Source organism: Aquirufa sp. (genome assembly GCF_964796385.1).
The window spans coordinates 16816-30663 of sequence record NZ_CBAUBA010000017.1; the positions used below are offsets into that span (position 1 = coordinate 16816).

Genomic DNA, 13848 nt, shown 5'->3' on the forward strand with positions numbered 1-13848 from the left:
TTATTTCCCCAGGCCTTAGGGTCTGGGGAACATGTTAAATCCGCCTAAGACATAAAACCCTGAACGAAAGTTCGGGGTTTATTATTTACCCATATTTGCCCAAGCAAACGCATACATATCGGCGGTCAATTCGATCAGCTTCGCGGTATTGCTGGAACCATGACCACTGTTTGTATCAATCCGAATAATGGCAGGTTTTTTCCCTTTGTTTTTCTCTTGTAAGGTCGCTGCATATTTAAATGAGTGCGCAGGCACCACGCGATCATCATGATCTGCGGTAGTAATCAAGGTCGCCGGATATGCCTTCGCCTCGATATTGTGCAAAGGTGAATAACTACGTAATACCTTAAATTCCTCGGCATTATCACTAGAACCATAATCAGCTATCCAGTTCCAGCCAATCGTGAATTTCTGAAAACGCAACATGTCCATAACACCTACGCCGGGTAAAGCCACCCCGAATAATTCAGGATGCTGATTAATAGCTGCACCCACCAATAATCCACCGTTTGACCGGCCAGAAGCGGCTAAATATGATGCAGAAGTATATTTCTGACGAATTAAATACTTGGCTGCATAAATGAAATCATCAAATACATTTTGCTTGTTAAGCTTCATACCCGCCTCATGCCATTTTTCGCCGTATTCGCTGCCGCCACGTAAATTGGCCAACACGTATACGCCGCCTTTTTCCAACCAAGCCATTAGGCTAGCCGTAAAACTAGGTGTAGAGCTGATATTAAACCCACCATATCCGTGTAGGATGGTTGGATTTTTGCCATTAAGCACCATCCCTTTTTTACTCACAATAAACATAGGAACACGCGTACCGTCTTTACTTGTATAGAACTTCTGAAGGACTTGAAAGTCCTCAGGCTTAAAGGCCAATTTTGGCTTTTGGAATACCTTACTGGTATTTTGAGCGATCTCGTATTTATAAATTGTGGGAGGAAAGTTAAAGGATGAATAGGTAAAGAAAACAAATGTGTCTTCCTTCTTTCCTTGAAAACCACTTACATTTCCAAGGCCCGGCAATTTTACCGAACCAATGGCAACCCCTTTATTAGTATAAATTAACACCCGTGATGTCACATCCTTTAAATAAGTCAAATACAAGCGATTACCTACACTTGAGACTGCTTGTAATGGCTCAGCACGTTCTGGAACTATCGATTTCCAATATTTCTTATCTGGCTTAGTTAAGTTCACTTCTACTAGCTTTCCGTTGGGAGCGGTATCATTTGTTTCCAAAATAATACGATCCCCTATATTGTCAACAACTGAATAACTGTAAGAACCAATTTTTCTAACAATTGGTCTAAATACATCACCTACAACATCGGTATGAATATACCAAAGCGAATTTCCTTCCAAACCTTTCCCCCGATCACTAATCGTTAAATAGGCTAGCGTCTCATCTTCTGACGTTGAAATTGTATGAAAACGCTGCAAATTCTTCTTGTCATCATAAACTAATTGGTCTTGACTTTGTGGTGTTCCCACCGTATGAAACCAAACTTGATGATTCTCATTTTTCGTACTTAATTCCTTACCTGAATCTGGTGCAGGATAGCGTGAATAATAAAAGCCATTCCCCTTCCAAGCAACACCACTTACTTTAACCCATTGAATCTCATCCGCTAAATCTTTGCCCGTTTCCATATCGCGCACGGTGTACGTCTGCCAGTCACTACCGCCTTTACTTAAACCGATACAAGCATACCGTCCGTCTTTATTTAAATTAAACACAGTTAGTCGCGTAGTTGCATCCGACGACAATTTATTGGGATCTAAAACCTCCTCAGGAGTGCCATTTAGGCCTTTTTGACGGTAGAGTACCGACTGATTTTGTAGGCCTGAATTTTTATAAAAATAGAACCATTCACCGCGACGCGTAGGTGCTGAGAGCTTTTCGTAATTGCTCAATACCTCAATACGTTTTTTAAAGGTTTCACGCATTGGCAATTTTTCCAAATAGCCAAAACTTACTTCATTCTGAGCTTTGACCCAAGCCTTGGTATCTGCACTATTGTCATCTTCAAGCCACCGGTAGGGGTCTGCCACGGAAACCCCGTGATATTGATCAATTTGATCTACTTTACGTGTTTTCGGATAGGACAATTGAGCCATGGCATGAAGGCTTGCGCCAACTAAAAGGAGTGAAAAAATTCGTGTCTTCATAATCATTTATTTTTGATGAACCCAAAGCACTGCATCTGCAACGATTAGTCCTTTGGCATTTTTCGTATAGACAAGTACGTCTGCTGTAACAGGGTCTGAAAAAGTATAGGTCCCGAGTGGCAACCAGCCTGTTTTCATTTCCTGAGTTAGCTTTAAGGCGACTGGAAATTTAGTTCTACCTACATAAACTTCCAACTGTACCGTGGTATTTCCCATGGAAGTTGGCAAAAAATAATACGCTTGATAAACACCTTTCAAAGGTGTTCGTGGATTAAACCTAACCCGCGCGCCCAAATCGTCATTCGAAAATGTAGACAAATATCCTTCTCCATATCCATTGACCTTATCGGCAACTTTCTTCCAGGGACCAATAACCTCGACCATCGATTTATTGGAATCGTCAATCAATAAATCCGGACGAGATCCATCCATCAACGGGTTAAAACTATAATAGCGTTGAATATCATCCTCTTTTACATTGGCAACTGATATTCCTTTTTGCATCGCGTCGAGCGAGCGAATAACAGCCGTTTGGCTAGCTAAAATAGCATCTGACTCGAACACTTGACTTAGCATAAAAATAGGTGCTTGCGTGTTAGTCCATTTAATGGCGGGCTTTTGTAGGTGTTTGGTTGAGCCACCCATACCATCATCTTCTACCAGGGAAGTCATCTGATAGCCCGCCTTCGTAAGCAAGTCGGCATGTACACTACAATCAATGAACTGTTTCGCTTTAACTATTCGAATTCCTTTTCCATCAGAAACACTCACTTGCAGTAGCTGCGACTCATTTTGCTGGACCTCTTGTAATTGCATTCCTTCCCACACTAGGAATTCTGATTGCTTTTGATAGGCTTCAATGACTTGTTTTTTAACTCCGGCTGCTGCCTCAAACACATCAAACTGACCTGTCTTTTGACCAAGCTTTCGATAAAAATCCCAAGCTAATCCCTTGACTTCATGTCTAACTAATTGTTTTGAAATAGGGAGTTCATCAGCGGATTGGGGTACGATCAGCAGTGTTTTTTTACCTGCTATTTTGGCGGCATGTGCAGCTAGTTGAGCGCCTACATTTGCCCCATAAATGACCACATCCACCTGCTGTGCTTTTTGACCAAAGCAATAATGTACAGTCAGTAAAAGGATAAAAATTAAACGCATGCCCTTAAAATAACGTCCCCGTTTGTGCCTTTGGAGCGATACCTACATGAAGATATGCCTTTTCGGTAGCTTCCCGACCACGAGACGTACGTTTCAAAAATCCCTCTTGAATTAAAAAAGGTTCATATACTTCTTCAATGGTTTCTGCCTCTTCTCCACATGCCGTGGCAATGGTCGTTAGGCCTACGGGACCGCCCTTGAATTTTTCGATAATAGTCATTAAAATGCGATTATCCATTTCATCCAAGCCATTTTGATCCACATCTAAGGCGTCTAAAGCAATCTGGGCGATGCGCACATCAATTTCCCCATTGCCTTTTACTTGGGCGAAGTCACGTGTTCTACGGAGTAAGTTATTAGCAATACGCGGTGTTCCACGGCTCCGACGGGCAATTTCATAAGCCCCAGACTCCTCTATCGGCATTTTAAGAATTTGTGCGGAACGCTTCACAATGGTAGTAAGTAATTTGGCATCGTAATATTCCAAACGAGCATTGATTCCGAAACGTGCCCGTAATGGGGATGTTAACAATCCCGCACGCGTCGTAGCACCAATCAACGTAAATGGATTCAAACTAATTTGGATGCTGCGGGCGTTTGGACCCGAGTCCAGCATGATGTCAATTTTATAATCCTCCATGGCTGAATACAGATATTCTTCCACAATTGGATTTAATCGATGAATTTCATCAATAAATAGCACATCAAATGGTTGCAAATTCGTCAATAAACCTGCTAAATCAGAGGGTTTATCTAACACGGGGCCTGAAGAAATCCTCAAGGTAGACCCTAATTCATTGGCAATAATATGCGATAAAGTCGTCTTTCCAAGTCCTGGAGGACCATGAAGCAGGACGTGATCCAAGGCTTCTTCGCGCGCTTTGGCAGCTCCCACGAATACCTTCAGGTTCTCGACGATTTTGCCTTGACCCGAAAAGTCAAAAAAGCTCAAAGGCCGGAGGGCTTTGTCGTACTCTTTTTCTTGTGGATTCAATGCTTCCGCATCACCTGTTAAATAATCTTCCCGCATAAGGCGTTTTGAATCAAAAATTGAATTCAAAGATAATTTTTTTATTGCGAAGATTTTATAGTTTTGGAAAACCTTATTGATTTTCTAAACCTATGACCTCCATCTTTATCGGCGAACTCGCCGGAACAGCTACTCTATTATATATCGGAAATGGCGTTGTCGCCAATGTTCTCTTAAAAGATACGAAAGGAAATGGTACGGGATTACTTGCCATCGCGGCAGCTTGGGCTTTTGCCGTCACAATCGCCATCTATGTTTCCACTTATTTTGGCAGTTCTGCAGCGCATTTAAATCCAATTGTAACCATCGCAGATTGCGCTAAATCGGGTGATTGGTCCATGTTCCCAACTTTCACTGGGGCACAATTGTTGGGGGCGATGTTAGGTCAGTTATTAGTTTGGATACATTACAAACCACATTATGACATTACAGAAGATCCGAGGGCAATAAAAGGCTCATTTTGCACGGATCCTGCAATCAAAAATACCCCATTCAATTTTATTTCAGAAGCATTTGCTTCTGCTATCGCTGTCGTTGCCTTGGGTACGTTTAGCTCCATCGAAACAGGATTAGGGCCATTTATGGTAGGTATATTAGTCTGGGCAGTTGGCCTGGGCTTGGGGGGAACAACTGGTTATGCCATAAATCCTGCCCGTGATTTAGGACCACGTATTATGCATGCAATTTTACCTATTCGACATAAAGGAAATTCCGATTGGGGCTATGCATGGATTCCTGTTTTAGGACCTGCAGCGGGAGCTTTATTGGGTGCCTATATTTTGACCTTAAACTAGACCAGCTATGTATATTGGATCAATCGACCAGGGAACAACAAGTTCTCGGTTTATCATATTTAACAAGGCAGGAGAAATTATTTCCGTTGGCCAAAAAGAACATCAGCAGATTTATCCACAAGCTGGCTGGGTAGAGCATAACCCGGATGAAATCTGGAAAAATACGCAGGAAGTTATTGGCCTAGCTTTAGGAAAAGCGAACTTATCAGCGAAAGATATTGCGGCGGTTGGGATTACGAACCAACGAGAAACCACGGTCGTTTGGAATAAACATACGGGGAAACCCTATTATAATGCCATCGTTTGGCAAGATACACGCGTCGGATCTGAATTAGCTGAACTTGCTAAAGACGGGGGCATGGATCGTTTTCGTGCCAAAACGGGATTGCCACTAGCAGCCTATTTTAGTGGATTAAAATTACGTTGGCTACTCAATAACATCGAAGGACTTCGTTCCGATGCTGAAAAAGGCGATGCGATTTTCGGAAACATGGATACGTTTATTGCCTGGCATTTAACAGGTGGGTTACACATCACGGATGTGACAAATGCGAGTAGGACCCAACTCATGGATTTGGCGACATGCCAATGGGACGATGAAATTTTGGGCATATTTAACATCCCAAAAATCATGTTACCCGAGATTAAACCTAGCTCCGCCGTGTACGGACTTGCAAAGGGCGTTTTAGGCGGTGTACCATTAGCTGGGATTTTAGGGGACCAACAAGCTGCGTTAGTTGGCCAAACCTGCTTCAACCCGGGCCAAGGAAAAAATACCTACGGAACCGGTTGCTTTTTACTCATGAATACCGGGGAAAAACCTGTTCCCTCCCAACATGGCTTACTAACAACCGTGGCATATCAGTTAGGAAATGAACCCGTGCATTATGCTTTGGAAGGCTCTGTTGCCATAACCGGCGCATTGGTTCAATGGCTTCGTGACAACTTAGGGATCATTAAAAACAGCCCAGACATTGAAAAATTAGCGAAAGAAGTGGATGACAATGGCGGTTGCTATTTTGTTCCTGCATTCTCTGGATTATATGCCCCCTATTGGAAATCGGATGCACGTGGTGTTATCGTAGGTCTTACCCGCTATGTGAATAAATCACATATCGCTCGGGCTGCTTTGGAAGCAACTGCATTTCAAACATGGGAGGTGCTTGAAGCCATGGAAAAAGATGCTGGCATTCCAATTACGTCACTACGCGTGGACGGCGGCATGGTCGTCAATCAATTATTGATGCAATTTCAAGCAGATATACTGGGAGCAGAAGTAATTTGCCCAAAAATTATAGAAACCACTGCTTTGGGTGCAGCCTATGCCGCTGGGCTGGCCGTAGGATATTGGGAAAATCTAGATGACCTGCGGAAAAACTGGGGTATTGCACATACGTGGAAAAAACAAATGCCGACGGAAAAACGCCAGCATCTGCAAGGTCAATGGAAAAAGGCCGTCACGAAAAGTTTCGACTGGGCAGAAGATTAAACACGCTTAATCTTCACCGCCTCTACTTTTGTTGTCCCATAAGCAGGACAATACGCAGGTTGTGCACAGGAACTAAAGATTAATCCGGCCAACACACTTAATGCAATAAGCTTTTTCATATCGTTTTGATTAAACTGTAACAGGTATATTTACGGCCACCGGCTTCTTTTCTATCACCGGAACTTTTGGCTCATTATAGCCCAAAATCTGAAGCATCGTACCACTTGACTGCTCCTCTTGGAATAAGCGTGTGGTAATTGTTCCATCATCAAGGCGGTCAACAATCACATGTTTAGGAGCAGGAATTAAACAATGTTGGATTCCCCCATACCCACCTAAGGACTCTTGGTAGGCGCCGGTGTGAAAAAAGCCAACATACTGGCGTTCCTGATCCTCTTCAAATATAGGCAAATATAAGTCAGAACTGTGCGCCTCCGTATTGTAAAAATCCATCGAATCACAAGTTAAGCCACCTAAGTTAACTTTCTGATATGGGGAACTCCAGTTATTCACCGGAAGCATAATGTATTTTTGATTCATGCCCCACGAATCTGGCAATTGCGTAATAAAAGATCCGTCGATCATATACCACAACTCCTTATCATTCTGCAACTTCTGATCGATAATCTCATACAAAACGGCTCCACTTTCACCTACCGTATACGAACCAAACTCAGTGAAAATATTAGGAACCGGTACATTGTTTTTATTGCAAATCCACGAAATTGATTCAACGATTTCGTCGACCATCGACTGGTAATCGTAGTTAAATTGAAGCGAAGTTTGAATCGGCAAACCACCACCCAAATCAATCGAATCTAATTCAGGACAAACTTTTTTCAATTCGCAATATTTGTAAATAAAGCGGCTCAATTCAGACCAATAATACGCCGAATCTTGGATACCCGTATTAATAAAGAAATGAAGCATCTTTAAATTAAACTTCGGATTTGGTTTGATTTTCTCCTCATACAGAGGAATCACATCCGAGTAACGAACACCCAAACGAGACGTGTAAAAAGCAAAATCAGGCTCCTCATCCGTGGCAATGCGAATCGCTAGATTGGCCTTTTCGGCAGTCACCGACTTCTCATAGAAATCAATTTCCTTTAAATTATCAAGGATTGGAATGCAATTAAATCCATCATTGATTAACTCTGAAATATATTGCGTATACAAAGGTTGCTTGTAGCCGTTACACAAAATATAGGTCGACTTTGTCACTTTTCCTTGATTGTACATATCCCGAATAATCGGAATATCAAATGCACTTGAGGTCTCTAAATGCACATGTTGCTTCAAAACTTCCTCTAAAATGAAAGAGAAATGGGATGACTTCGTACAGTAACAGTAGGTGTAATTTCCTTTGTAATTGTATTTCTTGATGGCATTACGAAAAAGCAATTTGGCATTTTCAATATGCTCCGAGATTTTGGGCAAATAAGAAACCTTTAACGGCGTGCCATATTGTTTGATGATTTCCATCATGGGCACGTTGTTAAATAACAACTCATTATTCTCATTGATATTGAATTCGCGTGTAGGGAACTCAATGGTTTGATCAATTAGATCGACGTAATTTTTCATTCAGTCAGATGAATTGTACTCAAGCGAACTTGAGTTTGTGGAAAAACGTGCAAAACTGCAATAAAAGTATGTACTTTGCAAACAAATTACTGATTAAGTTATTATGCCCAAAATACATTTTATCGCAATCGGCGGCGCTGCCATGCACAATTTAGCACTTGCCTTAAAAGCCAAAGGATTTGAAATTACCGGCTCCGATGATGAAATTTATGAACCTTCCAAGAGTCTCTTAGACGCAAATGGCATCCTTCCTGATGCATTTGGCTGGTTTCCAGATAAAATAACATCGGATTTAGATGCCGTCATTGTGGGGATGCATGCGCGTGCCGACAACCCTGAACTGGTACGAGCACAAGAATTAGGCATTCAGATTGAGTCCTATCCTTCATTTTTATACGAGCAAAGTAAAAACAAGCAGCGTATCGTCATTGCAGGAAGTCATGGAAAAACTAGTATCACCTCCATGATTTTACATGTTTTAAAAACGCTTAATAAACCATTTGACTATTTAGTGGGCGCGCGGATTGAGGGATTCGACCTGATGGCCTCGCTTTCAGAAGCTCCGATAATTGTTATCGAGGGAGATGAATACCTCGCTTCACCGATCGACCGACAAGCCAAATTTTTGGTCTATAAACCACATATTTGTTTAATCTCAGGGATTGCCTGGGACCACATTAATGTGTATCCTACATTTGAATCGTACACCGATTCATTCAAAAAATTAATTCAAGAATTACCAAAAGCAGGCTGTTTGTTTTTTGATGAAACAGATGACGTGCTGATGAACCTAACGGAAAATTGTCCGGAGCATGCCGACAAGCAAGGATATAAGGCCCATCCTTCAGTTGTCAAAAATGGCCAAACTATTTTATTGGGCGAAGATGGCAAAGAGTATCCGATTCAGGTTTTTGGTGAGCATACCTTGAAAAATTTGCAGGGTGCTCGCTTAATTTGCGAGCAAATTGGCATTTCGACTACTGCTTTTTATGAGGCCATTCAAAACTTTAAAGGGGCAGCAAAACGATTGGAATTGGTTGCATCCTCAGAAAATGGATTGTTTTATAAAGATTTTGCACATGCTCCATCGAAAGTAAAAGCAACCACAGATGCATTGAAAAATCAATTCCCCTCCCGAAAACTTGTTGCTTGTTTGGAATTACACACATTCAGTAGTTTAAATCCTGCATTTTTACCTCACTATGCGGGAACATTGGATTTAGCAGATGAGGCAATCATCTATTTAAGTGAACATGCGCGTGAGATTAAACGTATGGATCGCATCGAGGAACAAGTCCTTCAAACGTATTTCAAGCATCCTCGCCTGCGCGTTATCCGCAATGCGGAAACATTGCGTGATTCCTTGTTACAGGAAACTTGGGGGGACACCAACTTGCTTATGATGTCTTCAGGGACATTTGATGGATTGGTTATGCCAAAATTGGGCCAAGAAATAGGTATGTTACGCGCTTAGTAATTGATCTAATTCGGCTTTAAAACCAGTTAACAAAAGCTCTTTCATGCTAATCTTACGTTTTTGCGTATTGATTTTGCTTTGAGTTGGCTTATCATCCATAAGTCGATCCTGTTCTGCTTGCGCAATAAAATCATCCAGTTCACCACGTTCCTTTTTCGTCATGTAGTCCATTTGATTAATCATGATTTTCAATTGCTCAATCCGTGGCTTGTCATTTAAGGCTGGATGGCGATATGAAATCACGCGTAATAAATAGTTCATCTCAAAAATCTTATCACACGCATTTCGGAAACGTTCAGCCATACTACGATCGACTGTTTTCACTTGTGCGGTAACCTCTTTCCATTTAATGAGGTAGGCCTTGGCTAAGTCGGCAGTGGCCGGCATATTCAACTGATCACCCAACTTCAATTCCAGCTCCCCTGTCATGGCAACAAGTTCTTGCACACGTGGATCTATCCGAGGCTTATATTCAATGCCATTAATGCGATTATATTTTTCAAAAAACATGTCATTGGCTTTCTTAAAATTCTTCCAAAGCATAGATTGTTTTTTGGGAGGAAGGCCAATGACTAACTTCCACTCTTTTTGTAATTCTTTGACTTTAATGATGGCTGCGTCTAGGTCGTCCGACTTGCGGTATTGATGCACGGCATCGATGTATCCTTGTAATGTGAGGATTTTCTCGTCAATTTGTCGGTTTTTATCTTCAAAAAATGCTCTTCTACGTAAGAAGAACTGATCCATAATTTCTTGAAATGAATCTGATAAGGAGTCTTGAAATTGCTTATCGACTGGCCCGGTTTTCACCCATTTTGCCTTCAAATCCATTAGCTCATCGGTCGCGGCAATCACATCCTCTTGGTTGGCAATCACCTGCGCATCCTCAATGAGTGCGCGCTTAATCTCCAGATTCTTGATTTGATTGTTTTGGATTAGACCACGTAAGAAGATTTCTAATTCATCCAACTTAGCTAATAAAGGGATAAAATCGCCTAGTCCATCAAACGTAATTAGATACGCTTTCATTTGAACAACCTTTGTCAGGTAGGAGCCCTTATTCTGCACTTCTTCAAGTTCCTGTACTAATTGATTTACCTTGGAATTGGCTAATTCGAATCGTCGGGCGAAATAATTTACAGCTTCTTGTTCAGTTTCACGAACAAATCCGATTTCCCGCGATGGAAAATCTAGGTAGGCGTTTAGGAAAACTTTGCCGTCCTGGCAAAACCCAAACTCATTTTTAGCGGTGTGGCTCATATTAATTCTTATAAAAGAGCTTCAAGCAAACGCTTTGGCTCATTAAATCCGACGTCAATTTATCTAAAAAATTATAAAGAAGTAAAGAAATCCGTAAGAGAAATTCAAAAAATTACATAAAAATAACATTCTTTGCAGGTTCATATTAAACCAAACACGATTGACCCTATGAGTAACGAAACTATTATCTTTTCAATGGAGCGTGTATCCAAAGTGATACCCCCCCAGAAAACGATCATTAAAAATATATATTTATCCTTTTTTTATGGGGCTAAAATTGGTGTTCTTGGACTCAACGGTTCAGGTAAATCCACCCTTTTGCGTATCATCGCCGGAATAGATAAATCATTTACGGGAGACGTTGTTTGGTCGCCCGGATACACCGTAGGTTTACTTGAACAGGAACCACAATTAGACCCAACTAAGACCGTTCTTGAGGTCGTTGAAGAAGCCGTTGTTGAAATCAAAAACTTGTTGAAAGAGTTTGACGAAATCAATGAGGCCTTTGGAGATCCAGATGCTGACTTTGATAAATTGCTTACGCGTCAAGGAGAGGTACAAGAAAAATTAGACCATTTCAATGCATGGGAATTAGATACGCGTTTGGAAAAAGCGATGGATGCCTTGCGTTGTCCGGATCCAGATGCGTTAGTCAGCACACTTTCTGGTGGAGAAAAACGCCGTGTGGCACTTTGCAGATTACTACTTCAAGAGCCTGATGTCTTGTTATTGGATGAGCCTACCAACCACTTGGATGCAGAATCGGTAGACTGGTTGGAGCAACATTTACGTCAATACAAAGGAACCGTTATTGCCGTAACTCACGATAGATACTTCTTAGATAATGTAGCAGGCTGGATTTTGGAGTTAGATCGTGGTGAAGGGATTCCATGGAAAGGAAATTATTCTTCGTGGTTGGAGCAAAAACAAAACCGTTTGGCACAAGAAGAGAAGACAGAGTCGCGCCGACAAAAAACCTTGCAGCGGGAGTTGGAGTGGGTTCGTATGGCACCAAAAGCCCGTCAAGCGAAATCAAAAGCGCGTATTGGTTCCTATGAGAAATTATTATCTGAAGAGAACCGTCAGAAAGAAGACAAATTGGAATTATTCATTCCAGCGGGCCCGCGTTTAGGGAATAAGGTCATTGAGGTACAGGGCGTTTCCAAGTCCTTTGGCGATAAATTACTCTATGAAAATGTAAGTTTTTCACTTCCTCCAGCAGGAATTGTTGGGATTATTGGGCCTAATGGCGCGGGTAAAACAACGATGTTCAAGTTAATTACAGGACAATTAGAACCGGATTCGGGTAGTTTTGAGGTGGGTGAAACAGTGAAATTAGCTTATGTAGATCAGGAGCACAATCAACTGATTGCTGAGAAATCAGTATATGAAACCATTGCCGATGGAAATGATTGGATCATGCTTGGCGGCAAGCAAGCGAATGCCCGTGCGTATGTGAGCAAATTTAATTTTAATGGGGCGGATCAAGAAAAGAAAATTGGCAATTTATCTGGTGGCGAACGCAACCGGGTACATTTAGCGATGATGTTGAAGGAAGGCGCGAATGTGTTATTGCTAGATGAGCCGACGAACGACTTGGATGTAAATACGCTACGAGCTCTGGAAGAAGGTTTAGAGAATTTTGCGGGTTGTGCGGTGGTTATCTCCCATGATAGGTGGTTCTTGGATCGTATTGCAACGCATATTTTAGCATTTGAGGGGGATTCCCAAGTGACTTATTTTGAAGGTAATTATTCAGAATATGATGAGGCGCGTAAGAAACGCTTAGGTGACGCGGCTCCGAAACGAATTCGATACAAGAAACTGCAATAGCGTTAAAAGTATAATATTTACCTAATTTTGTAGCTAATCTGAAAATACAGAACGATGACTCCAAGAGAAAAAATTCAAGCGGTAATTGACGAAATGGGGAAAGTGGTTGTTGGGCAGGAACGCCTCATCAACCGTTTGCTTGTGGGCCTTTTTACTGGCGGACACGTGCTTCTCGAAGGCGTCCCAGGACTAGCTAAAACATTAACAATCAACACATTAGCGAAAATTTTGGATTTGCATTTTCAGCGAATCCAATTCACGCCAGATTTACTTCCTTCGGATTTAGTGGGTACGATGATTTACAATCCGCTAAAGAATGAATTTGAAGTCAAGAAAGGTCCAATTTTTGCTCAGATTATATTAGCTGATGAAATTAATCGGGCTCCAGCAAAAGTACAATCGGCCTTATTGGAGGCTATGGCCGAAAAGCAGGTAACAATAGGCGAAACTACCTATTTATTGGACAAGCCATTTCTAGTGCTAGCGACCCAAAATCCGGTGGAACAAGAAGGAACTTTTCCTTTACCGGAAGCGCAGGTAGACCGCTTTATGATGAAGGTTTTCTTGAATTATTTGGATAAGGAACAGGAGCTCGAGGTGATGCGCAAGATGTCTAATATGGATTTTCAGTATGAACCCAAATCAATTTTGGGCCTACAGGATATACAAGCTATACGTAAGGAAATAAATCAAATTACCATTTCGGAGACGCTGGAAAAATACATTATTGAATTAATTTTTGCGACGCGAAATCCGGTGGATTATGGTCTGACTAAAGAGGCGGATTACATTCAATTTGGCGCATCTCCGCGTGCGAGTATTCATTTAAACTTAGCTGCCAAGGTGATGGCCTACCTGGCAGGTCGTGATTATGTGTTACCAGAAGACATAAAAGAAATGACGCCGGATGTGTTAAATCACCGGATTATTTTGACTTACGAGGCAGAGGCGGATAACATTACGAGCTTGCAAATCATTCAAACGATCTTGAGTTCGGTGGCAATTAATCGCTAAATCATCAGTAAATAAGCGATTT

11 protein-coding genes are annotated in these 13848 nt (G+C 41.6%); 5 read left to right on the plus strand and 6 right to left on the minus strand.

Features of this window, described 5'->3' with window-relative positions; translation table 11 throughout:
* Positions 1-81: 81 nt before the first annotated feature.
* Genes AC1W6K_RS06870 through ruvB form a run of 3 tightly spaced genes read right to left on the minus strand, consistent with a single transcriptional unit; the run spans position 82 to position 4372 of the window.
* The gene (locus AC1W6K_RS06870; RefSeq protein ID WP_481946916.1) at positions 82-2181 is read right to left on the minus strand and encodes a prolyl oligopeptidase family serine peptidase; all 2100 of its coding nucleotides are present in this window, start codon (positions 2179-2181) and stop codon (positions 82-84) included.
* Between the two features lie 6 nt (positions 2182-2187).
* Positions 2188-3342, minus strand: coding sequence for a golvesin C-terminal-like domain-containing protein (locus AC1W6K_RS06875; protein WP_481946917.1), 1155 nt, complete (start codon positions 3340-3342; stop codon positions 2188-2190).
* Between the two features lie 4 nt (positions 3343-3346).
* Entirely contained in the window at positions 3347-4372 is a 1026-nt protein-coding gene (gene ruvB / locus AC1W6K_RS06880; RefSeq protein WP_395785520.1) for a Holliday junction branch migration DNA helicase RuvB, read from the minus strand.
* Between the two features lie 92 nt (positions 4373-4464).
* Here ruvB and AC1W6K_RS06885 point away from each other — a divergent pair, with 92 nt between their 5' ends.
* Together AC1W6K_RS06885 and glpK are read left to right on the plus strand one after the other, a co-directional pair.
* Entirely contained in the window at positions 4465-5166 is a 702-nt protein-coding gene (locus AC1W6K_RS06885; protein WP_481720042.1) for an MIP/aquaporin family protein, read from the plus strand.
* 7 nt (positions 5167-5173) lie between these two features.
* Entirely contained in the window at positions 5174-6655 is a 1482-nt protein-coding gene (gene glpK / locus AC1W6K_RS06890; protein ID WP_481720044.1) for a glycerol kinase GlpK, read from the plus strand.
* Here the strand turns inward: glpK and AC1W6K_RS06895 are convergent.
* Together AC1W6K_RS06895 and AC1W6K_RS06900 are read right to left on the minus strand one after the other, a co-directional pair.
* The gene (locus AC1W6K_RS06895; RefSeq protein ID WP_395785523.1) at positions 6652-6774 is read right to left on the minus strand and encodes a hypothetical protein; all 123 of its coding nucleotides are present in this window, start codon (positions 6772-6774) and stop codon (positions 6652-6654) included. The two genes, glpK and AC1W6K_RS06895, sit on opposite strands and share 4 nt — an antisense overlap.
* Before the next feature lie 10 nt (positions 6775-6784).
* On the minus strand, positions 6785-8242 hold the full coding sequence (locus AC1W6K_RS06900; RefSeq protein ID WP_481720046.1) for a type III PLP-dependent enzyme domain-containing protein: 1458 nt from the start codon (positions 8240-8242) through the stop codon (positions 6785-6787).
* Between the two features lie 103 nt (positions 8243-8345).
* On the opposite strand from AC1W6K_RS06900, the gene AC1W6K_RS06905 reads away from it, so the two are divergent.
* Positions 8346-9716: a UDP-N-acetylmuramate--L-alanine ligase gene (locus tag AC1W6K_RS06905; RefSeq protein WP_481946918.1), complete on the plus strand. Its 1371-nt coding sequence runs from the start codon at positions 8346-8348 to the stop codon at positions 9714-9716.
* Here the strand turns inward: AC1W6K_RS06905 and AC1W6K_RS06910 are convergent.
* Complete coding sequence (locus AC1W6K_RS06910) at positions 9705-10979, minus strand: DUF349 domain-containing protein (protein ID WP_481946919.1); 1275 nt, start codon at positions 10977-10979, stop codon at positions 9705-9707. The genes AC1W6K_RS06905 and AC1W6K_RS06910 overlap by 12 nt on opposite strands.
* A gap of 168 nt (positions 10980-11147) precedes the next feature.
* Between AC1W6K_RS06910 and ettA the strand changes: the two genes are divergently transcribed.
* A complete protein-coding gene (gene ettA, locus AC1W6K_RS06915; protein WP_481720053.1) occupies positions 11148-12812 on the plus strand; it encodes an energy-dependent translational throttle protein EttA in 1665 nt (554 codons plus the stop codon).
* Between the two features lie 54 nt (positions 12813-12866).
* The gene (locus AC1W6K_RS06920) at positions 12867-13826 is read left to right on the plus strand and encodes an AAA family ATPase (RefSeq protein WP_481946920.1); all 960 of its coding nucleotides are present in this window, start codon (positions 12867-12869) and stop codon (positions 13824-13826) included.
* Positions 13827-13848 lie beyond the last annotated feature (22 nt).

Excerpts from the sequence above, each read along its gene's own strand:
- AC1W6K_RS06910 (WP_481946919.1), bottom strand. The coding sequence starts at position 10,979 with ATGAGCCACACCGCTAAAAATGAGTTTGGGTTTTGCCAGGACGGCAAA.
- AC1W6K_RS06920 (WP_481946920.1), top strand. The coding sequence starts at position 12,867 with ATGACTCCAAGAGAAAAAATTCAAGCGGTAATTGACGAAATGGGGAAA.
- glpK (WP_481720044.1), top strand. The coding sequence starts at position 5,174 with ATGTATATTGGATCAATCGACCAGGGAACAACAAGTTCTCGGTTTATC.
- AC1W6K_RS06885 (WP_481720042.1), top strand. The coding sequence starts at position 4,465 with ATGACCTCCATCTTTATCGGCGAACTCGCCGGAACAGCTACTCTATTA.
- AC1W6K_RS06870 (WP_481946916.1), bottom strand. The coding sequence starts at position 2,181 with ATGAAGACACGAATTTTTTCACTCCTTTTAGTTGGCGCAAGCCTTCAT.
- ruvB (WP_395785520.1), bottom strand. The coding sequence starts at position 4,372 with ATGCGGGAAGATTATTTAACAGGTGATGCGGAAGCATTGAATCCACAA.
- AC1W6K_RS06900 (WP_481720046.1), bottom strand. The coding sequence starts at position 8,242 with ATGAAAAATTACGTCGATCTAATTGATCAAACCATTGAGTTCCCTACA.
- AC1W6K_RS06905 (WP_481946918.1), top strand. The coding sequence starts at position 8,346 with ATGCCCAAAATACATTTTATCGCAATCGGCGGCGCTGCCATGCACAAT.
- AC1W6K_RS06895 (WP_395785523.1), bottom strand. The coding sequence starts at position 6,774 with ATGAAAAAGCTTATTGCATTAAGTGTGTTGGCCGGATTAATCTTTAGT.
- AC1W6K_RS06875 (WP_481946917.1), bottom strand. The coding sequence starts at position 3,342 with ATGCGTTTAATTTTTATCCTTTTACTGACTGTACATTATTGCTTTGGT.
- ettA (WP_481720053.1), top strand. The coding sequence starts at position 11,148 with ATGAGTAACGAAACTATTATCTTTTCAATGGAGCGTGTATCCAAAGTG.